Raw genomic sequence first — 20,752 nt, 5'->3', positions numbered from 1 at the left:
GGTACAAAACATGGCTGCAAAAGCTCATCGCCGAAACCCAGCGCAAAATGGAAGCCGCCGCCAAGGACCTGGACTTCCTGCAAGCCGCCCGCTACCGCGATGAGCTGCTGCGGCTCAAAGAGCGCGTGAAGGAGGTGGGGTAGTGCATAAGTGGGAAGAATTCGATATTCTTGGGAAGAAGTAGCTAGTACCTGCCTTATTAGTTGTTTAATAATCAGCGTATGGACGGACGCATCAGGAACATGCGGTGGCCCGTTTAGGAAAGCTTTGAGGTACCTTTTGAGGAAGCACAGTCTGAGTCAGCCTACGACCCTGAGTTTGTGGAGATGGTGAAAAAAAGCCACCAAGAGGCTAAGGAGGAAAAAACGGTCACCCTCGAAGAAGGGACTAGTGTATGGGAGCTGCTAAGTACGAAATAAAGCTAACCCCTACGTACATCCAACATTTAAAGTACTGGCACGCTTCGGGTCAGAAAGGGGTACTTACCCGCATAGAAAAGATTCTGGAATCGATTCACGAGCATCCAGAGTCAGGAATTGGCAAGCCCGAAAGGTTGAAACACGGCCTGACGGGAAGTTTTTCGAGAAGAACTAATCAGGAGCACCGAATCATATACGGAATAGAAGAATAAGTAGTTACGATTTTTTCTCTCAAAGGGCATTAATGATTCTCAGTTCGCCTTATAGAAATCATGAAGTTGGTTCGGGTTTATAAACGCGAGCCAACCGTTTCTTGTTTTCTGGGAAAAATAAAGCCCGCTACTACGTTGAACGTGCGTAGGTTCTCCTTCGTGGTGTATTGTAGCATGGGTGTAAGGTGAAAAGGGCCGGCCAGGAGCGAAAGCTGAAAGCCATAAAGGTAGGTTTGATTCACTTTATCCATGTATTGATTGGTAAACGAGGACCAGGCCACTAGCCCTCCCAGCACCCCCGGAATGAGCGACGTAGTTCGGGAAAGCCTCATTTTACGAAAGAATCCGCAGTCAAAAACAATACTTTCTACTTTGGCTTTTTGTCCCGCTTGGAACCAAGAACGCTGAAACGATAGCCCGAACGCGGCACTGATGGGCGTTTTATGAACCCCTTGTTTCAATATCATAAAGCTCATGTGAGGCTTGAGCGAGAAGGCTGTCATCTTCAAGTCCCGATTATTTTCTTTGCCCGCCGCCAGGGAAAGGGTGTAAGTACCGTCAAAGGTATAGCCCAACACTCCTCCACCGATCGTAGAACCCTGAGATGATCCGTACTGTCCGGCCAGATGCAAGCCGCTGCGGGTGCTGTCAAGAAGGTAGTTTTGTCCGTAGGCATTAAACGCACACACGAACAAGAGAAGAACAATAATGGTGTGTTTCATGGAATCAATTCAGCATCTAATTTTCATGCAAAGAAGCATTGCCGTCTGCTCATTTGCAAGAAGGGATCTGCTGAAAAAGCAAGAGAATATATATACCAACTCTTGAAAAGTAGGTGCGTTATAAACGCCACTCTGCGGGAATTCGCGTTGCAAACGCGAACTAGCAAGTTAACCAGCAAGTACTATTCTGAGTGAAACTAGTAAGCGGCCTTAACCCACTGTAAAACCTCTTTTTTTGTTTCGGAATTAAAATAGGGAAGGAGTAGTGCCAAGGTGAGTGCCAGGTAGTGATCCACCTTTTCGTTCCCTTTTTCTTCTTTTGCCAGGTAGACATACTTCACCCAATTGTCCGATAAAATGAAGAATTGCTCGAATAAGATCGGGAACAGGTCATTATCCAAATCTTCGGAGAAAGTACCTTCTTCTTTGAGCCGCAGGAAAAGGTGCAAGAAGAGCTGCTTACGACTTTCAAACAACGCCTGATAAGCCGCATGGACGGTAGGGTACTTGGCCAGAATGGAGGATGTATCCAGAAAAAAGAACGTATAGTTTTTCATGATTTCAAAGCTCCGGCGCATGGCTTCGATGAGGGCGGCGGGGAAAGTGTCTTTGCTGGGTGCGAGGGCCGCGATTTCCTGCTCCATCGTAGAGAAAATGGCCAGGATCAAGCTCTCCTTGGTTTTAAAATAATACCTTAAGTGACCATCGCTGATGGAAAGCTCCTGGGCTATATCGCGCAGCGTACTTCGCTCAATCCCCTTCTGATTAAACACCTTAGCTGCTTGCTCTACTATTTTTTCTTTCATTTTTAGCTCTTTGGAGCTAAGATATGAAAATCTTCGCATACCTTTGCGTTAGCTCAACGGAGCTAATTTGAAAATCATAAAGCAAACCCATGAAAAAGATAGTCATTGTTGGGGGTGGAATTGGCGGATTAACCCTGGCCATAGCCCTCAAAAAAGCAGGATTTACCTGTGAGGTATATGAGCGTAGCCCGGAATTCAGGGAGGTCGGGGCGGCCGTTAGCCTGTGGCCCAACGCGCTGCGGGTTTTTCGGGAGCTGGGTATCCTGGAGGCTGTGCTGGAAAAATGCGGAGAGATTAAGGAGGCGTACATCAAAACGGCCGCGGGTAAGGTACTTACGCGCAGCAGGCCCGCCTATGACCTTCCCGCCGTGTGTATTCATCGGGCCGATTTGCTGTCCGTTTTGTTACAGCAAGTACCTGCCGACTGGCTTCATCCCGGCCATGAGCTGCACGAGTTTGCCTGGAACGAGAATGGGACCGTAACGGCTACGTTTTCCAACGGAAAAGAGGTACTTGGTGACTTGCTGGTTGGGGCCGACGGAATCAATTCGCGCGTTCGGCAGAAAATAATAGGCGACGGAAAACCCATTTACAGAGGCTACACCATTTGGCGGGGCATTGCGGAAGTACCCCTGGATCAGGGCTATGCGAGCGAGACGCTGGGCCGGGGAAACCGAGTAGGAATAGTACCCATCCGAGAGGGGCAGTTTGGCTGGTGGGCTACGGCCAATGAGCCATTTGGGCAAGTGGATGAACCTGAGGGAACGCTCGTGAAGCTAAAAAGGATTTTTGGTCAATGGCACGATCCCATTCCGAGGTTATTTGACCATAGCCCGCACATCATCAAGACCAATCTGGGCGACCGTATTCCGGTGAGGGGATGGAGTAAGGGAAACGTCGTGCTGATTGGCGATGCGGCTCATCCCACCACGCCCAATCTGGGGCAAGGTGCTTGCATGGCGATCGAAGGCGTTTTGTTGCTGTCCCATTGCCTGGTAGAATACGGCATTTCGGAAAAAGCCCTCAAGGTATACGAGGAGAAGCATTATCCGAGAGCGCAGGAAATTGTTAAAAACAGCCTATTGCTGGGGCAGATAGGCCAGTGGCAGCACCCCGTACTGGCCGGGATCAGAAATTTGTTTTTCACTATTCAGCCGGAAGCGGCTAGTCTTAAAGTACTCGACAGGTACTTTGGCTACGACGTAACCAAAGTACCTGTCTGATTTTTTTGATTTAAGGGCTTGCGGGCGTTATAAACGCCACTCTACCGGGGATTCGCGTTGCAAACGCGAACCAGCACTTTGCAAACGCGGATCAGCAAGCCAAACGCGAACTAACCCTTAAGGACAGGTAGCAGCCAGTAACTCTTCCATGGACTGCTTGGTAGCCCCGGTATAGTAGGTAGGGCAGCTCTGGAATATATCTCTTAGGGCGCTTTTGTATGCTTCGCATTTGGTTTTATTCTCCGGATCAGCAATATATGCATTGAGGGCCGCGCTGGCACGTTCGCCGCTGGCCTCACAGTTGGCAGGGCTGACGTCCTTTTTTCCGGAGCAGCTTAGGAGTAGTCCGAAAAAGACGTAAGTACTTATTTTCAGTAACGTTTTAGGTTTGTTTTCCATTTTTTCTTTCTGTTTTTTGGGTAAAACTAGACAGGGAAAAAATAGAGAAGTGAGGACATTTAGTAAATGCACCGCCTGAGTGAGCCGTTGGAAGCCAGGGGGATGCGCGTTATAAACGCGCTGTACGGGAATTCGCGTTGCAAACGCGAACCAGCCTGCCAAACGCGAACTAGCCTGGCTTTAAAAACAAAGTACCTCAGCATTCACCAAGGTACCTTGTAAGTACTATTTCTACGTCCAGCGAAGGCGCGCGGCTACTCGGTCGGGATGGCGCTTTCGTCCATGAAGGCGATTTCCCACTGGTGGCCGTCGAGGTCGGCAAAGCTTCGGAGGTACATCCAGCCGTGATCCTGCGGGTCGGCGTAGCGCAGCCCCCCGGCGGCTTCGGCTTTGTTCACAAGCTCATCGACCTCCTCGCGGCTGGCGACGTCCAGGGCAATGAGTACCTCGGTGGTTTTGGTGGCATCGGCAATTTCCTTTTTGGTAAAATCCTGGAAGCGCTCCTCGGTCAGGAGCATGGCGAAGATATTTTCGCCCAGGATCATGCAGGTAGCGTGCTCGTCGGTAAACTGAGGGTTGAAGGTAAAGCCTAGCTGGGTAAAAAAGTCGATGGACCGTTGCAGGTTTTTGACGGGCAGGTTCACAAAAATTTTGGTAGCCATAGCGTATGGGTTTTAGGTTTCTGATGATTTACGTAGGCAAATCTAGGCGTAAAACCCGGCTCCGGCACTGTGTATTTACGACAATATGAAGGGTCTATTCCGACAGGGTACTTTGGTAGATTATTTTGCTTAGCTTGAATGTTAAGGATTCACGTGATTGTTCCTGTGGTTGTTCTCTTTCGACCATAAAATCTGGAGTAAAGTCGTCGACGCTATCAAATAAGGCCTGCCAAGGATTATGAAAGGGAATACTATAAAGTGCGTTGCCAACTTTTTTAAGATAAACCTTATTGTCGTCAATTTTAAGACTAGGCGGGATCTTAATGGACTGAATTCCCGAAATATCCTGAATATCGATTGCTTCAAAGGTCATACCTACTGATAATTACTTTACAAATTATAATAGCCTTTTGCCAGGTACCCTTCCAGTACATCCTGGCCGTGTAAAGTACCCTGTGTGGCTATGGGCACGAAGCGGGCGAAGAGCTCCTCGCGGTACCAGCCGCGCTGGCGGGTGCGCTTCACGATGTCCTTGTGGTCGGTGCGCTGGTAGGCAAACTGCCGAATGGCCTCCGGGCCATTCCAGATACTCATCGTAGCCTGCTGGGTGATGGGGTTTTCGCCCACGCCCAGCGCCAAAAGTACCCCCGACGAGCGCCGCAGCGCCGCCTGCGCCCGCGGTACGTGCCGCCAGAAGTCGAGCAGCTTGGGCAGGTGGATGGTAGCGCGCGTCAGAACCACCAGAGGGGTACTTTCCTGGGAGAGATTTTCGGTTAATGGAAAAGGCTGGAGGCCGTTCCAGGTACCGTGCGCCTGCACCGGCCGCATCCAGACCGTGTAGTGCTCGCGGCTGCGGGCGGCGTAGGTACCAAAGCGCTCCGAAGCAAAAAAAGCCGCCGCCGCCGAGGTACTTTCCCAGGAGGCCAGAAAAGCGTACTGCCGGAAGTCGGGTACTTTGTCGAAGCCGTGGCGGCCGCAGCCCAGCATCCGGCAGAAGTGGGTACCTTCGGTCCGGCTCAGTACCTGACGGCCCATCTGGGCAAAGGCCCACCAAGCGTAACGGCCCGGAAAACGGAAGATCGTGAAGGTAGTAATGGGGCCGGAGGTACTAGAGGATACGGCGGCTGGAACGTTCATGGGTACTTGACAAAAAGAGATGGTGAGATAAGTACCAAAATGAGAGCCCTTTTGTTATCGAAAGTACCGGGCCGCTGGGGGGTACTTTAGTTTTTTTGATCTCCGAATTTTTCTTCGTTGTAGCCACGAGACGCGTTTCGGGCGATGGTCAGCGTTTGCCAGGCCCCGGCCTGCACCATCTTGGCGATGTGGACGATCTGCCCGACGTGGTAGGGGTAGTGAGCCAGCTGCCGGTTGATGGCCTCCAGCACCGTATGGGCCTCGTTACGGATGTAGACGGTCCGTGCCAGGTCGCTGGGCTGGAGGGCATCCAACGTACCCAGCAGGTAGTTCCAGCCTTCTTCCCATTGGGCCAGCAGCGCGGCGCGCGTTATCAAAGTACCTTCAAACTCGGCGTCGCGGTCGCGCCAGGGCTTTTCGCCGTCGGTGGTGAGGAAGTCGGTCCAGCGCGAGCGCATATTGCCCCACAGGTGTTGCACGATGACGGCGATGCTGTTGGTCTCCTCGTTATAAGCCCAGTGCAGGGCTTCGTCAGGTACCTGCGCCATGGCTTTTTCGCCCAGACTTTTGTAGTACAGAAACTGCTGGCGGGTACTTTGCAGGTAGTTGGCTTCCATGGGAGTTAATTGGGTAACGGTTATTTTCAAAAATAGACAGAAAATCGGTTCATTTGTAGTGCATTTTATGAGTACATGAATTCCTCTTCCCAAGACCCTTATACTATCCGACGCGCCACGGTCCAGGACGCCGCCGCGCTGGCCCGGCATCGCTGCGACATGTGGCTCGCCATGCGGGATCTGAAACCCGAAAGCTACGAGGCCATGTACCGGCAGTGTGTGGGGTACTTTCAGGAGGCGGTACCCCGCGGCGAGTACCACGGCTGGCTGGCGTGTACCGACGTGGGCGAGGTAGTGGCCGGGGGCGGATTGCTGCTGCGGCGCATCGCGCCTTTCCCGGATGCGAACGGAAACCTGTGCCCTTCGGAGCAGCAGGCGCACATCCTGAACGTTTTTACCGAGCCCGCCCACCGGGGCTGCGGCCTGGCGCGCCGCCTGATGGAGACGATCCTGGCCTGGTGCAAAGCCGAGCACATCGGCTCAGTGACGCTCAATGCCTCGTCGGAAGGCAAGCCGCTTTACCAAAAATTACACTTTGCGGAGGTACCTAACTTTATGAAATGGACCAACGCCTGACTTTTATATACAAACGACCGTGATCAATCCCGAAACGTTACACCCGGAGCTCGTGTTCCAAACCGCCCGCAGCGGCGGCAAGGGCGGACAGAACGTCAATAAAGTAGAAACCAAAGTGGAGCTGCGGCTGGACATAGCGCAGTCGGCCGTGCTGACAGAGGAGCAAAAGGGTGTTTTATTGGAAAAACTAGCCAACAAACTCACCAATGAAGGCGTGCTGGTACTTTACCACCAAACCGAGCGCACCCAGCTGGGCAATAAAGAGAAGGTACTTCAAAAGTTCGATCGACTGATCCGGCAGGCGTTCGTGGTACCCAAGAAGCGAAAGCCCACGCGCCCCACGGCGGCTTCGGTGGAGGAGCGGCGGGAGGGCAAAAAGCGGAAAGCAACGGTGAAATCCCTGCGCCGAAAGCCACCCCAGGCCGACGAATAAATTTTTTAAAGTACCCTCAACGACCCTCGCCCCTTCTTCTATGATCCCTACTTCTACTGCCGTTTCGTTGCGCCCGTTGTTTAGCCTGCCCGTGGTGGTGGCTGCACTGGGGTACTTTGTGGATGTTTACGACTTGCTGCTTTTCAACATCGTGCGGGTACCTAGTCTGCGCGACCTGGGCCTGTCGGAAGAAGAAGTTTCGCAGATCGGGGCCCGCATTTACAACTGGCAGCAGGCGGGTCTGTTGCTGGGCGGCTTCGGCTGGGGCGTCTGGGGCGACAAGATGGGGCGGCGCTCGGTACTTTTTGGTTCTATATTTACGTATTCCATCGCCAATGTGTTTTGCGGCTTCGTGCACGACCCGGACCTGTACGCGCTGCTTCGCTTCGTGGCGGGCCTGGGCCTGGCCGGTGAGCTGGGCGCGGGCATTACGCTGATTTCCGAGATTTTGCCCAAAGAACTCCGCGGCTACGGCGCTTCGGTGGTGGCGAGCGTGGGGTTGTTTGGCGCCATCGTGGCCTTTTTTACTGTCACCTTATTCGACTGGCGCATTGCCTACTTCACCGGCGGGGGGCTGGGCCTGGTGCTGCTGGCGATGCGCGTCAACGTGCTGGAATCGGCGCTGTTTCACCGCAGTACCGAGCAAGACGTGAAGCGCGGCCAGTGGTGGACGATCTTCGTCAAACGGTCGCGGCTGGTGAGGTACCTGCGCTGCATGGGCATTGCGCTGCCTACCTACCTCATCATTGGTATCTACGCTACCTTCGGCAACGAGTTTGCGCGGGCGCTGGGTATTCCGGGCGACGTCCAGGCGGGTACTTGCGTGCTTTACACCTACATCGGCATCGTCACCGGCGACTTCTTCAGCGGCATTCTGAGCCAATGGCTGCGCTCGCGTCGCCGGGCCATCGGCCTCATGATGGCCATGACCTTGGTGGGCTGTTTGGTTCTTTTTTACGGCGGCATCCGGTCGGCCGGGCAGTTGTACGCCTGCTACGTGTGGCTGGGCTTTTCCATTGGGTACATTGCCATGTTCCTGACCACCACCGCCGAGCAGTTCGGTACCAACCTGCGGGCCACCGTCACGACCTCCGTCGCCAACAACGTGCGCGCCACCGTGCTGCTCACGCTCCCGCTGTACCAGTTTTTGAAGCCCAGCTGGGGGGTACTTCAGGCGGGTGCCTTCGTCGGGGCCATCTGCTTCGTGCTGGCGGCGCTTTCGCTCTGGCGGATGGAGGAAACCTTTGGCAAAAACCTCGACTACGTGGAGGAATGAAGGGGGTACTTGCAAAGTACCTTTACACCAAAAACAGCACGAGGGCAATCATGAGCAACAACCCTCCCAAAAACATACTGCCAAAAGCGGTAAGCAGAGGTAGGTCGTCGGCGCTGTCGGACAGGATACGTCCCGGCGTTTGGGCGTTGTAGCGTACCCGGTGCCGGTCGCCTACTTTCAGGGTATTTTTTTCAAAAAGCTGATTGACCTTCGCCACCAGGATCTCGCCCGTGGTGCGGTACCGGAAGGTGGGTCGGTCCATACGGTGCGTGCCGTTTTCGGTACGTATTTCCACGTTTTCCAGGCCTACTACCTCGGCCTCCGTTTTTTTGGAGTTGGTGAGCCACTTCGACTGCCGCGCGTACTCGTACCAGCCAAAACCGAAGAGAAGTACCCCGCCCAAAAATACCATCAGCGCGTTGCCGTACATTGTCCAAAACTGTTCCATCGTGATTGCGTTTTTTTTGGACAAAGTTCGGCGGTCGGCCCCGTCGGTTCAATCCGCGCTTTCCTGGATTTTGTATCCGGGAATACCTGTATTTGGGGTACTTGCGCCGGGAAAGGCAAAGTACCCTATTGCACCAAAGCCTCCCAAAGTACCTCCGCCGGGTGCAGGGCTTTACGGCCCGTACCGTCGTGGATCTGGTGGCGGCAGCTGGTACCCGGCGCCGCAATGATGACCTCCTCGGGCTGTTGGCGCACGGCGGGGAAAAGTACCAGTTCACCGATTTGCATCGAAATATCGTAGTGCTCGGCTTCGTAGCCAAAACTACCCGCCATGCCGCAGCAGCCCGACGGGATCAGCTGCACCGTGTAGTTTTGGGGCAGGGAAAGCATTTTCTTAGTAGGTACCATACTGGAAATGGCCTTCTGCTGGCAGTGGCCGTGGAGCTTGATGAGACGCTTTTCGGTGGTAAAGGCCGCGGGCGTAATGCGCTTGGATTCGATCTCACGCGCCACGAACTCATCGAATTGCAGGGCGTTCTGCGCCAGTTTTTTGGCGTCTTCTATCAGGCTTTCATCCACCAGGTCGGGGTACTCGTCGCGGAACGTCAGGATGGCCGAGGGTTCGATGCCTACCAGCGGCGCGTCGTGCGAGATAACATCTCGCAGCATCCGAATATTCTGCTCCGCTATTTTCTTGGCGTCTTTCAGCAAACCCTTCGACAGCTGCGGACGGCCGCTGGGCGCGTGCTCCGGAATGATGACTTCGTAGCCCAGCTTTTGCAGCGTCAGAATGGCTTTTTTTCCAATCTCGACGTCGTTGTAATTAGTAAATTCATCACAAAACAGGTACACTTTGCCGTGGGTGGCACCCGCAGGGGTAGGTTGCTTTTTGAACCAACTCCGCAGGGTACGGGCGTGCAGCAGCGGCATGGTACGCTCCGGGTGGAAGCCCACTAGTTTATTGGCGATTTTGCGCAAGGCAACCTTTTCGAACACAAAATTATACGCCCAGGGTACGTAGCTGGCCAGGCCGGTCATCCGGGAGAAATTCCCCACCAGCCAGGAGCGAAGCGGTACGCCGTGTATGTCGTGGTACTGCTGGAGGAACTCCATTTTGAGCTTAGCCACGTCCACGTTGGAGGGGCACTCGCCCTTGCAGCCCTTGCAGGCCAGGCAGAGATCGTACACTTCTTTGATCTCCTCGTGGTCGAAGCGGTTTTCTTTGGGTGAGCGCGTGAGCATTTCGCGCAGGATGTTGGCGCGAGCGCGGGTGGTATCCTTTTCGTTGCGGGTGGCCATGTAGCTGGGGCACATGGTACCGCCGCTGAGCTGCGTTTTGCGGCAGTCACCCGAGCCGTTGCACTGCTCGGCGTGCTGGAGTACGTCCTGGTCGGGGTAGCGGAAGTAGGTCTTAAAAGTAGGCGTTGGGTGGTCGGCCTCGTAGCGCAGGAAGGTATCCATCGGGGGCGTGTCCACGATCTTGCCCGGATTGAAAATAGCCTGCGGGTCCCAGGTACTTTTTACTTCCTTGAGGAGCTGGTAGTTGTGTTCGCCCACCATTTTAGGAATAAACTCCCCGCGCAGGCGGCCATCGCCGTGCTCGCCCGAGAGGGAGCCGTCGTACTTTTTCACCAGGGCGGCAATCTCCTCCGCAATGAGCCGAAACTGCCGGTGGCCTTCTTTGGTCTTAAGATTAATGATGGGGCGCAGGTGCAGTTCGCCGGAGCCCGCGTGCGCGTAGTGCACCGCCGACATGCCGTGGCGCGTCAGGATCTCGTTGAACTCCCGGATGTAGTCGGGCTGGTCGTGTACATCCACGGCCGTATCTTCAATCACCGCCACGGCTTTTTCGTCGCCGGGGAGGTTGGCCAGCAGGCCCAGACCCGCTTTCCGGAGCGTCCAGATCTTCTTGGTATCCTCACCAAAAAGCAGCGGAAAGTGAAAACCCAGGCCCTGCGCGCGCAGGTCGGCTTCCAGTCGGGCGGCCAGCGCTTCTACCTCCGGGGTACTTTCGCGCGAAAGGTCCACCACCAGGATGGCCGGGTACTCACCGGCCTCCGTATTTTTGACAAAAAAGGCGTTTTTACGCTGCTCCGCATTGGTGGCGGCGCATTCCAGCACGTAGCTGTCGATGAGCTCCACGGCCTGGGGATGGTACTTGAGGGCCACGAGCGTAGCGCGTAGGGCTTCGTCGATGGTATCGAAGTGCGCACACACCAATCCCTGCGTTTTGGGGGGGAGCGGCACCAGGTTGAGTTTTATTTCGGTTAAAAAGCACAAAGTACCCTCCGAGCCCGCGATGAGCCGGCACAAGTTGAGCGGCGGCCCGCCGGGCGTAAAGGGGGCGCAGTCGAGCAGCATATCCAGGGCGTAGCCGGTATTGCGCCGCTCAATGGTACGCTTGGGAAAGTTCTTCCGGATTTCGGTCTGGTTGGTGGGCTCCGACAGGATTTCGCGCAGCTTTTGGTAAATTGTACCCTCCAGTCCTGCGGTTTTCTGGTCCAGTTCGCCCTCCTGTAGGGGTCCAAATACGGCCTCGCTGCCGTCGGAGAGAATCGCCTTGACTTCCAGCAGGTGCTCGCGGGTACTTCCGTACACCACCGAGTTGGAGCCGCAGGAGTTATTGCCCACCATCCCGCCGATCATGGCGCGGTTGGCGGTGGAGGTTTCGGGGCCAAAGTACAGGCCGTAGGGTTTCAGGGCCAGGTTGAGCTCGTCGCGCACCACGCCCGGCTGCACGCGCACCCACTTTTCTTCCGGGTTTATCTCCAGGATTTTGGTAAAGCTCTTGGACAGGTCCACCACGATGCCGCTGCCTACGACCTGCCCGGCCAGGGAGGTACCTGCCGTGCGCGGGATGAGCGCCACGCGGTGCGTGCGGGCAAAGGCAATGAGGCGTTTGAGGTCTTCGTGGGTACTGGGCATCACCACGGCCAGGGGCATTTCGCGGTAGGCTGAGGCGTCCGTCGCGTAGAGCGTACGCATGGTGTCGTCCCGAAAAAGCGGACCGTCGAGTTGCTGGGCTAGTACTTGAAAATCGAGAACCGGAGCGGCAGAAGCAGAAGTCATAAAGGGTAGCAGGTACTATTCAGTCCCCAAAGGTACATACTAAGGCCGCACGCCCCCTAAGAAATGCGGGAGAATTTATGGACGTAGCGTGCTTGGCGCTCAAAGAGGTATTTCAGGAGACCCAGGGTACCTAAGCAGAGGAGTTAAATGTAATTTTTACCGGAAATAGTCAAACAACAGCTAACTGGCTAAAATCGAGGCCATGAAGGGTAAACCATAAATAAGTACAGTTTTTTCTTTACTTTCTTACCCTAATATGCTTTATATTTGCAAGAACTAGTTCTATTTTAGCAAAAAATAGGAATTTTGTTAGTAGATTGTCTAAACAATTGGATTAAGACAGACGTTTTTGCCATACGATCACTTCAAACCCCGAAACCAATGCATGTACACTTTACCTTACTACCTGCTATATACCCGAATTTACCCCCCAAGTACCCCTAAGCTCCGTATCTATTTTTTCAGAATAGACTCCTTATCCCTGCTGGGTCCTTATGGATGAGCAACGCGCACTTCTTCAGGCAATTTCAATGATTCCGTTTTACATAATTCTAAGTTAACCTACAATCAATCAATCGTATGAATAGTCATTTTTACAACAAGTATCGCGGAAGCCGGGACTTGGAGGCGGGAGACCCAGTAAGCCGGGCCGTAACGCCAAGCAACACAAAGCGCTACCTACTTACGCTCTTCCTTTTTTTGCTCGGCCTGGGAACTACCTTTGCGCAGGAGGTGGCCGTAGCCGGTAAAGTAGTGGACGCCACGGGCGGGGGGATTCCGGGCGTATCGATCACGATCAAAGGAACTACCCGCGGAACCAATACCGACATTGACGGAAATTTTCAGCTTAACGCGCCGGGCGACGGCACGCTTGTATTTAGTTTCATTGGCTTCGAGCCCAAGGAAGTACCCATCGGCAACCAGTCGACCATTACCGTGACGCTCGCCGAAGACGTAAAGGCCCTGGAAGAAGTAGTAGTAGTAGGTTACGGTACGGCCCGGCGCAAGGACCTGACGGGTTCCGTAACGCAGGTAACCGCGCGGGACTTCAACGCCGGGATTAACCCAAACCCGCTGCAGGCCATTCAGGGCAAAGTGGCGGGGCTGGTAATTACGCAGCCCTCCGGCGACCCTACCCAAAACCCCACCGTGCGGCTACGGGGCTACACTTCCCTGGCGGGCGGTAGCGACCCACTCTACGTCGTAGACGGCGTCATTGGGGTACCTATCAACACCATTGCTCCTTCGGACATTGAGTCGATGGACGTACTCAAAGACGCCTCGGCGGCGGCCATCTACGGCTCCCGGGCAGCCAACGGGGTGATCATCGTCACTACCCGGCGCGGTAAGTCAGGCCGTACAAGCGTGACCTTCAACAACTACGTGGGACTGGAAACGATCTCCAACCGGCTGGACCTGCTGGACGGCCCCGGCTACATTGCGCAGGTGAGCCGCATCAAGGGCGATGCTTCGCTGTCAGACACCCAGCGCTTCCCGCGTGACGCCCAGGGCAACGGCTACAATACCGACTGGGTCGATGAGATTACCCGCACGGGCGTTACCAACAACCATAACTTCGGGATTTCGGGCGGCTCGCCTACCTTCTCCTACTTCGGCTCGGTAGACTACATCAACCGGCAGGGGATTGTAAAAAACACCGGCTTTGACCGGTTGACGGGCCGGATCAACCTGGACCAAAAAGCACTGGACAACCGGCTGAGCGTGCAGTATAACCTTTCCTTTACCAATTCGGAGCGAAAGTACACCGACGGCGGCATCATTGCCCGGGCCATTACGTTTCTGCCCACGCTGCCCGTACGCAACCCCAGCACCGGCGACTACTACGAGATTCCGGGTAGTTTCGATTTGTTCAACCCCGTAGCGATGCTCGAAAACCAGACGAACAACGGCGTCAACCGGGTTTTCATCGGAGGGGTGAATCTTAAATACGAAGTGATCGACGGCCTGACCCTGGGAGCCAACGGAGCCTTCCGGAACGAGAATACCGTCAACAACCGCTACCAGGACGGCCGCGTGAAGGCCTACCAGGTAACCAACGGCCGGGCGGGACGGAACCTGTTCCAAACGAACGATAAACTGCTGGAATTGACGGCCAACTACCTCAAAGGCTTCGGAAATCAAAACAGCAACATCGCGATCCTGGGTGGGTACTCTTACCAGAATGTCATGAACGATGGCTTTGGTGCCTACAATACCCAGTTTATTACCAACTCCTTTGGCTACGACAACCTGGGCCAGGGCGCGGGCTCGCTGCTCACGCCGCGGTCGGACTACACCACTTCCTACCGCAACGCCATTACGCTGGCCTCGTTCTTTGGCCGCGCTACGCTGAACCTCAACGAACGCTATAACCTGACGGCTACCCTGCGCTACGACGGGAGCTCCAAGTTTGGGGCCAACAACAAGTGGGCGCTCTTCCCGTCCATCGCCGGGGGCTGGACCATCTCGGAGGAATCTTTCTTCCCCAAAACGGACGTACTTAACTACCTGAAACTGCGCGTAGGCTGGGGCCAAACGGGTAACTCCGAAGGAATTGCTCCCTACCAGTCCATTCAGCTGTATGGCCAGCGGGGTACGTACTACGACGGCAGCATCGGCGACTTCCTGCCTGGCTACGGCATTACCCAAAACGCCAACCCCAACCTGAAGTGGGAGGTACTTTCGCAAGCCAACATCGGGCTCGACTTCCAACTGATCAACGGGCGCTTCTCGGGTACCGTGGAGTACTACGACAAAACCACCCGCGACATGCTGTATCCCTACTCGGTACCCGCCGACGGGGTTAGGTACTTTACTAACTCCATCATCGCCAACGTGGGTAGGATGCGCAACAACGGCGTGGAGCTGTCGTTTGGCGGAGGCATTGTGGTGACGGATAACTTCAGCTGGGAGAGCCGCATTGTGGGAGCTTACAACAAGAACGAAATCGTATCGTTGAAGAACGACGAGTTTGATGCGGGCCGTATCCGGTTCAATCCTTTCGGCGGCCGCGGTCTTTCCGACGTGTTCGCTTCAATTCTGGAAGCGGGCCGTCCGTTGGGGGTATTTAACAATGTACCCCAATTTGTGGAGTTTGTACAGGTTACTGATCAGGACGGCAACATCAATTCGGTGCCGGGTTTTGTGGCCATGCAGGGCGATGTCCCCGTCACGAATGTAGGCGATGCACGGGTTGGTTTTAATGGTAATCCGCAACCCTTCCTAACGGGCTCCTGGATCAACTCCTTCCGTTACCGCAACCTGGACGTGAACTTCCAGGTACGGGGGGTATTTGGTAACAAAATCCTCAACAACCTGCGCTCTAACCTGATGCTGCCCGGCTCCATCCTGGAAACCAACATGCTGGCCGATATAAATGAATTGCCGGTTAATTATAGTACCAACGTGCTGTCGGACTACTGGCTCGAGAGCGGTACGTTCATGCGGCTCGACAACTGGCAGGTTGGCTACAATGTACCCATCAACAACAAGCACATCAGCAACGCCCGCTTCTACCTGGGAGGTAATAACCTGTTTATTATCACCAAGTACAAAGGCATTGACCCCGAGCTGGAAGTAAAAGGGGATCTGCAGGACGGTGGCCGCAGCCAAACGCCCAATAGCCTGGGGATGGACGCCGGGGGAATTTATCCCAAAACGCGGTCGATCCAGCTGGGCGTAAACCTGACGTTCTAAGTAGGTCCTGGCATTCTATTCAAATACGAATCACAAACTGTTGATTACCTATGAAATTCAAACTAAAATATATCTTGTACGGTGGCGTGTTTATGCTGGGAGGACAGTCCTGCGTCGACCTCACCGAAACGACCTACGACGTAATCCCGACGGACCAGTTTGGTTCCACGCCCGCGCAGCAGGCGGCCCTGATCGGACCTCTGTACAATAGCCTGGGCGACTATTTCGACCGCTACGCCGCCCTGAATACCGTGACCGACGAGCAGGTAATACCTACCCGGGGCGGTGACTGGAAAGATGGCGACAACTGGAAGCGCCTGCACCAGCATACCTGGGACCCCCTGATTGATAACAGTATTTTCAATGGCCTCTGGACTTGGTGCTACAACAGCATCACTTCCATCAACCAGCAGCTAGGTGGCATCAGCGATCCGGGTACGCAGGCCGAGCTACGCGCGCTGCGGGCGTTCTACCACTACATAGCCATGGACAACTTCGGTGATGTGATCATTGCGGACCAGGTGGGTGGAAGTGGCTCCACGCAGAAAAGCCGGTCAGAAGTGTTCAACTGGATCGAAAGTGAGCTTAAGGCGGTCTATCCCCAGCTGAGCGATCAAGCAGGAGGCGTGTACTACGGGCGCTTCAACAAGTACGTGGTGGATATGATCCTGGCCAAAATGTACCTCAACGCCCAGGTGTACACGGGTACGGCCCGCTGGAACGATGCCGCCACGCACTGCAGCACCATCATTGAGTCGGGTAGGTACACGCTGGCCAGCAATTTTTTCAGCAACTTCACCACCAACAACCAGGGTTCGCCCGAGATCATTCTGGCCACGCCCTTCGACAAGTCGAAACGCGGCGGAATGAACATGCAAATGCGTACGCTGCACTACCTCAACCAGCTTACCTACAACCTACCCGAAGCCCCCTGGAACGGCTACGCCACGCTGTCGGAATTTTACAACTCTTTTTCCGAAGGTGACAACCGGAAGGGCATGTGGATTGTGGGCCAGCAGTACGCGGCCGACGGCACGCCCCTGGTCGACGACGGGGTACCTTTTGTGTTTACGCCCGAAATCCCGGCCTTCGAAATGCCTTCTGGCCCCACGGGCCGCTTGGCCGGAGCCCGCAGCCAGAAGTACGAGATCCAGCGCAACAACGTCGGCAACGACATGGACAACGACTTCGTTATTTTCCGGCTGGCTGACGTGTACCTGATGCGTGCCGAAGCCCGGCTCCGGGCGGGCAACGCGGCGGCGGCGCTCACCGATGTGAACCTGGTACGGGAGCGTGCTTCGGCGGCTCCACTGACCTCCCTGACGCTGGCCACCATGCTGGCTGAGCGCGGCCGGGAGCTGGCCTGGGAGTACCACCGCCGCCAGGACCTGATCCGGTTTGGGGAGTTCAACAAGGCCTGGCAGTTTAAGGCAGCCTCGCCCGCTACGCGCAATGTATTCCCGATCCCGCAGGACCAGCTCAACCTTAACCCGAACCTTAAGCAAAATCCGGGTTATTAATGTAAAGGGTTTCTTATCTTTGGCATAAACCGTACTTAGGAAGCAGGCTTCACGGAGCCTGCTTCCTAAGTACGGTTTATGATTTACTTTATCAATTGACAGGCAGGCTTTGCCAAGTACCCTATGACACTACCCCAAGCTCTTTTCAAGGGGCTTACTTCCTCTATTTTATTCCTTTTACTGCTGGGTGGCGGGCTTGGGTGCCAGTCGGAAAGTACCCCCTCGGACACCCTGTTTGAAGAGGTACCTTCTTCCGAAAGTGGCATCCGCTTTGCCAACGAGATTACCAACGACGAGCAGTTTAATATCTTCAGCTACCGCAATTTCTACAACGGCGGGGGCGTAGCCATGGGTGATGTTAACAACGACGGCCTGCCCGACCTGTACCTGATCGCCAACATGGGGCCCAACAAGCTGTACCTGAATCAGGGCGATTTTCGCTTTGAAGACGTCACCGACCGGGCCGGGGTGGCCGGTAAAGGCTCCTGGAGCACGGGCGCTACCTTTGCCGACCTCAACGGCGACGGCCTGCTGGACCTATACGTGTGCAACGCCGGGGCGGGTGATGAGCAGGTAAGAGCCAACGAACTTTTTATCAACCAGGGCGATGGTACTTTCGTGGAGGCCGCCGCCGCCTACGGCCTCGATGACCGCGGGTACTCTACCCACGCGGCCTTCTTCGACTACGACAAGGACGGCGACCTGGACATGTACCTGCTCAACAACAGCTTTACGCCCGTGGGGCGGCTGGGCTACGCCAACCTGCGCCACCAGCGCGACCAGCAAGGCGGCGATAAGCTTTTCCGCAACGACGGGGTACCTGCCGGGGCGGGCGCGGCGCGGCGGGGAGGCTTTACGGACGTGAGCGAAGCGGCGGGGATCTACGGCAGCCTCATTGGCTTCGGGCTGGGCATTACCATCGGCGATGTGAACGACGACAACTGGCCGGATATTTACATCTCCAACGATTTCTACGAGCACGACTACCTCTACCTCAACCAGCGCGATGGGACCTTTAAAGAGTCCGTCCGCTCGGCCATGCAGCACAACAGCCTGTCGTCGATGGGGGCCGACATCGCCGACCTCAACAACGACGGGAAGCTCGATATTTACGTTACGGACATGCTGCCCGGCAACGACCGCCGCCTGAAGCTTACCTCCACCTTCGAGGGGCACGACGTCGAGAAGCTGAAGGTAGCCCGTGACTTCCACTACCAAAACATGCAGAACTCCCTGCAACTGAACCAAACCGGCGCCGACGGTACCGTGTGGTTTAGTGAAGTGGCGCGCCTGACGGGTACCCACGCCACCGACTGGAGCTGGGGCGCCCTTATTTTTGACATGGATGCCGACGGGCAAAAGGATATTTTCGTTGCCAACGGCATTTACAAAGACCTTACCAACCAGGACTTCGTGCAGTTCCTGGCCGACCCGGCCAACATCGCTGAGATCAGCCGGACCAAGAAATTCGACTACCAGGTTTTTCTGGACAAGATCCCCTCCGAGCCCATTCCCAACTACGCGTTCCAGAACCAGGGAAACCTGGGCTTTGTGAACCGGGCGGCGGACTGGGGCCTGGGGAAGCCGTCCTTTTCCAACGGGGCGGCCTACGGTGACCTGGACAACGACGGCGACCTGGATCTGGTGGTCAATAACGTCAACGGGGAGGTGGCCATCTACCGCAACCGGGCCAACCAGCGGACCGATTTCCACTACGTTAAGTTTGAGCTGGAAGGCGGCCAGCACAACCGCCACGCCATTGGGGCCAAGGTGTACGTACACCAGCGTCACCAGACCCAGCTCCTGCAGCAGATGCCCAACCGGGGCTTTCAGTCGTCGGTGGACCACCGACTGGTCTTTGGTTTGGGTACTCAACCGGCCCTCGACTCCGTCACCGTCATTTGGCCCAACGACACCCGGCAGGTACTTCGGGGCCTAGCGCCCGATTCTCTGTACCGGCTCCGGCAGAGCGAGGCTACCCTGCCCTGGAAGCCCGAACCCGGCGAGCGCGAGGTACTTTTTAAGGAAATAACCGCCACGAGTGGGATTGATTTTGTGCATAAAGAGCTGGATTTTGTGGACTACAACCGCGACCCGCTCATCAAGCACCTGTACTCCCGGCTGGGCCCCGCCCTGGCCGTGGGCGACGTGAACGGCGACGGCCTCGACGACGTGTACCTGGGCGGCGCGGCCCAGCAGGGCGGGCGGCTGTACCTCCAAACCAAGCAAGGTACCTTTGTGGACAAAACGCCCGCTTTGTTTTTGGCAGATACAAACTTTGAAGCCACCGACGCCGTTTTCTTCGATGCCGACGGCGATGGCGACCTGGACCTGCTGGTGGTGTCGGGCAGTAACGAATTTACGGACCAGAGCGAGGAGCTCCTCGACCGCCTGTACCTCAACGACGGCCGCGGGAATTTTACCGCAAGTACCTCCCTGCCCAACCTGAAAACCAACGCCTCCTGCGTGGCCGTGGCCGATTTCGACGGCGACGGCGACCAGGACGTGTTCATTGGCTCGCGCCTGAAGGCTGGGCAGTATGGCTACAACCCGCCCAGCTACCTGTATATCAACGACGGTACGGGTACTTTTAAAAATTACACCAAAAGGTACCTGACCGACGGCGACCTCCTGGGCATGGTGACTGACGCCACCTGGGCCGACCTGGACGGCGACAAGTACCCCGAGCTGATCGTGGTGGGTGACTGGATGCCCGTCCGGATTTTCAAAAACCGCAAAGGCCAGCTCACCGCCGACCCGGCCTTCCAGATCCGGGATGCGGCTGGGCAGCCCTACCGCACTGAAGGCTGGTGGAACACCGTGGCCGTGGCCGACCTGGACAACGACGGCGATCTGGACATCGTGGCCGGAAACCTGGGCCTGAACGCCCGCCTGAAGGCCAGCCAGCGCCAACCCGCCGAGATGTACGTCAAGGATTTTGACCAGAGCGGCCTGGTGAAACAAATTATCAACTGCCCCGACGAGACGGGTACTTTATACCCGATGGTACTGAAAACGGACCTACAGCGGGCCATGCCTTCCCTGAAAAAGAAGTTTGTCAAGTTTGAGGACTACGCCGGTAAAACCGTCCAGGATGTCTTTACGCCCATGCAACTACAGGGGGCGGTGGTGAAGAAAGTATACACGGCGGAGTCGGCGGTGCTGCGAAATGACGGCCAGGGTACCTTCACCTTCGTGCCCCTTCCTTTGCAGGCGCAGTTTGCCCCCATTTACGGCATTATCCCCACCGACTACGATCAGGATGGAGCCACCGATTTGCTGCTGGCGGGTAACTACTTCGACGTGCTGCCCGAGATCGGGCGCTACGATGCGCTGCGCGGCCTGGTACTTCGCAACGGTCGGCAGGGTACTTTTGAGGTACTTTCACCCGCCCGCTCGGGTTTCTGGGCGCAGGGGCAGGTGCGGGCCATGCAGCAGCTGGCGCAGGGGCAAATCATCGTGAACCGTAACAACACAGGGGTGCAGGTTTTTCGACCCGTGGGTGCGAAAAGCAGCCATCCCCTTCCGTGAGTTTTTT

17 protein-coding genes and 2 pseudogenes are annotated in these 20,752 nt (G+C 55.7%); 10 read left to right on the top strand and 9 right to left on the bottom strand.

Annotated features, from left to right (window positions below):
• Nucleotides 1-5: 5 nt before the first annotated feature.
• The 3 genes and pseudogenes from HNQ92_RS17645 to HNQ92_RS17640 form a co-directional block, all read left to right on the top strand.
• A pseudogene (locus tag HNQ92_RS17645) lies at nucleotides 6-143 on the top strand (UvrB/UvrC motif-containing protein); the annotation flags it as partial.
• Between the two features lie 132 nt (nucleotides 144-275).
• A pseudogene (locus tag HNQ92_RS29200) lies at nucleotides 276-419 on the top strand (DUF2683 family protein); the annotation flags it as partial.
• Nucleotides 395-631: a Txe/YoeB family addiction module toxin gene (locus HNQ92_RS17640; protein ID WP_184175589.1), complete on the top strand. Its 237-nt coding sequence runs from the start codon at nucleotides 395-397 to the stop codon at nucleotides 629-631. The pseudogene HNQ92_RS29200 and the gene HNQ92_RS17640, both read left to right, overlap by 25 nt.
• A gap of 77 nt (nucleotides 632-708) precedes the next feature.
• Here the strand turns inward: HNQ92_RS17640 and HNQ92_RS17635 are convergent, their stop codons facing one another.
• Together HNQ92_RS17635 and HNQ92_RS17630 are read right to left on the bottom strand one after the other, a co-directional pair.
• Nucleotides 709-1,353, bottom strand: coding sequence for a hypothetical protein (locus HNQ92_RS17635; protein ID WP_184175587.1), 645 nt, complete (start codon nucleotides 1,351-1,353; stop codon nucleotides 709-711).
• A 197-nt stretch (nucleotides 1,354-1,550) separates the two neighbouring features.
• Nucleotides 1,551-2,159, bottom strand: coding sequence for a TetR/AcrR family transcriptional regulator (locus HNQ92_RS17630; protein ID WP_184175585.1), 609 nt, complete (start codon nucleotides 2,157-2,159; stop codon nucleotides 1,551-1,553).
• Between the two features lie 89 nt (nucleotides 2,160-2,248).
• Here HNQ92_RS17630 and HNQ92_RS17625 point away from each other — a divergent pair, with 89 nt between their 5' ends.
• Nucleotides 2,249-3,382 carry an FAD-dependent monooxygenase gene (locus HNQ92_RS17625; protein WP_184175583.1) on the top strand — a complete coding sequence of 378 codons (1,134 nt, stop codon included), beginning with the start codon at nucleotides 2,249-2,251 and terminating at the stop codon, nucleotides 3,380-3,382.
• A 117-nt stretch (nucleotides 3,383-3,499) separates the two neighbouring features.
• Here the strand turns inward: HNQ92_RS17625 and HNQ92_RS17620 are convergent, their stop codons facing one another.
• The 5 genes from HNQ92_RS17620 to HNQ92_RS17600 all read right to left on the bottom strand — a co-directional run bounded on the left by HNQ92_RS17620 (nucleotide 3,500) and on the right by HNQ92_RS17600 (nucleotide 6,197).
• Nucleotides 3,500-3,781: a hypothetical protein gene (locus HNQ92_RS17620; RefSeq protein WP_184175581.1), complete on the bottom strand. Its 282-nt coding sequence runs from the start codon at nucleotides 3,779-3,781 to the stop codon at nucleotides 3,500-3,502.
• Nucleotides 3,782-4,035: 254 nt separating this feature from the next.
• Nucleotides 4,036-4,443, bottom strand: a complete 408-nt coding sequence (locus tag HNQ92_RS17615) for a VOC family protein (RefSeq protein WP_184175579.1) — start codon at nucleotides 4,441-4,443, stop codon at nucleotides 4,036-4,038.
• 94 nt (nucleotides 4,444-4,537) lie between these two features.
• Nucleotides 4,538-4,816, bottom strand: a complete 279-nt coding sequence (locus HNQ92_RS17610) for an antitoxin (protein ID WP_184175577.1) — start codon at nucleotides 4,814-4,816, stop codon at nucleotides 4,538-4,540.
• A gap of 17 nt (nucleotides 4,817-4,833) precedes the next feature.
• Entirely contained in the window at nucleotides 4,834-5,580 is a 747-nt protein-coding gene (locus tag HNQ92_RS17605; protein ID WP_184175575.1) for a hypothetical protein, read from the bottom strand.
• A gap of 86 nt (nucleotides 5,581-5,666) precedes the next feature.
• Nucleotides 5,667-6,197 carry a DUF1572 domain-containing protein gene (locus tag HNQ92_RS17600; protein ID WP_184175573.1) on the bottom strand — a complete coding sequence of 177 codons (531 nt, stop codon included), beginning with the start codon at nucleotides 6,195-6,197 and terminating at the stop codon, nucleotides 5,667-5,669.
• Between the two features lie 75 nt (nucleotides 6,198-6,272).
• Here HNQ92_RS17600 and HNQ92_RS17595 point away from each other — a divergent pair, with 75 nt between their 5' ends.
• The 3 genes from HNQ92_RS17595 to HNQ92_RS17585 are packed head-to-tail and all read left to right on the top strand — an operon-like array spanning nucleotide 6,273 to nucleotide 8,482.
• On the top strand, nucleotides 6,273-6,773 hold the full coding sequence (locus tag HNQ92_RS17595) for a GNAT family N-acetyltransferase (protein ID WP_184175571.1): 501 nt from the start codon (nucleotides 6,273-6,275) through the stop codon (nucleotides 6,771-6,773).
• Nucleotides 6,774-6,792: 19 nt separating this feature from the next.
• Nucleotides 6,793-7,206, top strand: coding sequence for an alternative ribosome rescue aminoacyl-tRNA hydrolase ArfB (gene arfB, locus HNQ92_RS17590; RefSeq protein ID WP_184175569.1), 414 nt, complete (start codon nucleotides 6,793-6,795; stop codon nucleotides 7,204-7,206).
• Between the two features lie 40 nt (nucleotides 7,207-7,246).
• Nucleotides 7,247-8,482: an MFS transporter gene (locus HNQ92_RS17585; protein WP_184175567.1), complete on the top strand. Its 1,236-nt coding sequence runs from the start codon at nucleotides 7,247-7,249 to the stop codon at nucleotides 8,480-8,482.
• Between the two features lie 22 nt (nucleotides 8,483-8,504).
• On the opposite strand, the gene HNQ92_RS17580 is transcribed toward HNQ92_RS17585, so the two are convergent.
• The gene (locus tag HNQ92_RS17580; RefSeq protein WP_184175565.1) at nucleotides 8,505-8,930 is read right to left on the bottom strand and encodes a DUF3592 domain-containing protein; all 426 of its coding nucleotides are present in this window, start codon (nucleotides 8,928-8,930) and stop codon (nucleotides 8,505-8,507) included.
• 125 nt (nucleotides 8,931-9,055) lie between these two features.
• Nucleotides 9,056-11,998 carry an FAD-binding and (Fe-S)-binding domain-containing protein gene (locus HNQ92_RS17575; RefSeq protein WP_184175563.1) on the bottom strand — a complete coding sequence of 981 codons (2,943 nt, stop codon included), beginning with the start codon at nucleotides 11,996-11,998 and terminating at the stop codon, nucleotides 9,056-9,058.
• Between the two features lie 579 nt (nucleotides 11,999-12,577).
• Between HNQ92_RS17575 and HNQ92_RS17570 the strand changes: the two genes are divergently transcribed.
• The 3 genes from HNQ92_RS17570 to HNQ92_RS17560 all read left to right on the top strand — a co-directional run bounded on the left by HNQ92_RS17570 (nucleotide 12,578) and on the right by HNQ92_RS17560 (nucleotide 20,745).
• Entirely contained in the window at nucleotides 12,578-15,694 is a 3,117-nt protein-coding gene (locus HNQ92_RS17570) for a SusC/RagA family TonB-linked outer membrane protein (protein ID WP_184175561.1), read from the top strand.
• Nucleotides 15,695-15,744: 50 nt separating this feature from the next.
• Nucleotides 15,745-17,214: a RagB/SusD family nutrient uptake outer membrane protein gene (locus HNQ92_RS17565; protein ID WP_184175559.1), complete on the top strand. Its 1,470-nt coding sequence runs from the start codon at nucleotides 15,745-15,747 to the stop codon at nucleotides 17,212-17,214.
• 123 nt (nucleotides 17,215-17,337) lie between these two features.
• On the top strand, nucleotides 17,338-20,745 hold the full coding sequence (locus HNQ92_RS17560) for a CRTAC1 family protein (RefSeq protein WP_184175557.1): 3,408 nt from the start codon (nucleotides 17,338-17,340) through the stop codon (nucleotides 20,743-20,745).
• Nucleotides 20,746-20,752: the final 7 nt, after the last annotated feature.

The organism is Rhabdobacter roseus, from assembly GCF_014202275.1.
Lineage (GTDB): Bacteria > Bacteroidota > Bacteroidia > Cytophagales > Spirosomataceae > Rhabdobacter > Rhabdobacter roseus.
Note: the sequence above shows the minus strand (reverse complement) of the source record. Positions and strands in the feature narration are given on the sequence as shown.

Bases quoted from the DNA above. Each gene is read 5' to 3' on its own strand.
- HNQ92_RS17605 (WP_184175575.1), bottom strand. From the start codon at position 5,580: ATGAACGTTCCAGCCGCCGTATCCTCTAGTACCTCCGGCCCCATTACT.
- HNQ92_RS17560 (WP_184175557.1), top strand. From the start codon at position 17,338: ATGACACTACCCCAAGCTCTTTTCAAGGGGCTTACTTCCTCTATTTTA.
- HNQ92_RS17580 (WP_184175565.1), bottom strand. From the start codon at position 8,930: ATGGAACAGTTTTGGACAATGTACGGCAACGCGCTGATGGTATTTTTG.
- HNQ92_RS17585 (WP_184175567.1), top strand. From the start codon at position 7,247: ATGATCCCTACTTCTACTGCCGTTTCGTTGCGCCCGTTGTTTAGCCTG.
- HNQ92_RS17620 (WP_184175581.1), bottom strand. From the start codon at position 3,781: ATGGAAAACAAACCTAAAACGTTACTGAAAATAAGTACTTACGTCTTT.
- HNQ92_RS17570 (WP_184175561.1), top strand. From the start codon at position 12,578: ATGAATAGTCATTTTTACAACAAGTATCGCGGAAGCCGGGACTTGGAG.
- HNQ92_RS17575 (WP_184175563.1), bottom strand. From the start codon at position 11,998: ATGACTTCTGCTTCTGCCGCTCCGGTTCTCGATTTTCAAGTACTAGCC.
- HNQ92_RS17630 (WP_184175585.1), bottom strand. From the start codon at position 2,159: ATGAAAGAAAAAATAGTAGAGCAAGCAGCTAAGGTGTTTAATCAGAAG.
- HNQ92_RS17635 (WP_184175587.1), bottom strand. From the start codon at position 1,353: ATGAAACACACCATTATTGTTCTTCTCTTGTTCGTGTGTGCGTTTAAT.
- HNQ92_RS17610 (WP_184175577.1), bottom strand. From the start codon at position 4,816: ATGACCTTTGAAGCAATCGATATTCAGGATATTTCGGGAATTCAGTCC.
- HNQ92_RS17595 (WP_184175571.1), top strand. From the start codon at position 6,273: ATGAATTCCTCTTCCCAAGACCCTTATACTATCCGACGCGCCACGGTC.
- HNQ92_RS17640 (WP_184175589.1), top strand. From the start codon at position 395: ATGGGAGCTGCTAAGTACGAAATAAAGCTAACCCCTACGTACATCCAA.
- HNQ92_RS17615 (WP_184175579.1), bottom strand. From the start codon at position 4,443: ATGGCTACCAAAATTTTTGTGAACCTGCCCGTCAAAAACCTGCAACGG.
- HNQ92_RS17565 (WP_184175559.1), top strand. From the start codon at position 15,745: ATGAAATTCAAACTAAAATATATCTTGTACGGTGGCGTGTTTATGCTG.
- HNQ92_RS17600 (WP_184175573.1), bottom strand. From the start codon at position 6,197: ATGGAAGCCAACTACCTGCAAAGTACCCGCCAGCAGTTTCTGTACTAC.
- HNQ92_RS17625 (WP_184175583.1), top strand. From the start codon at position 2,249: ATGAAAAAGATAGTCATTGTTGGGGGTGGAATTGGCGGATTAACCCTG.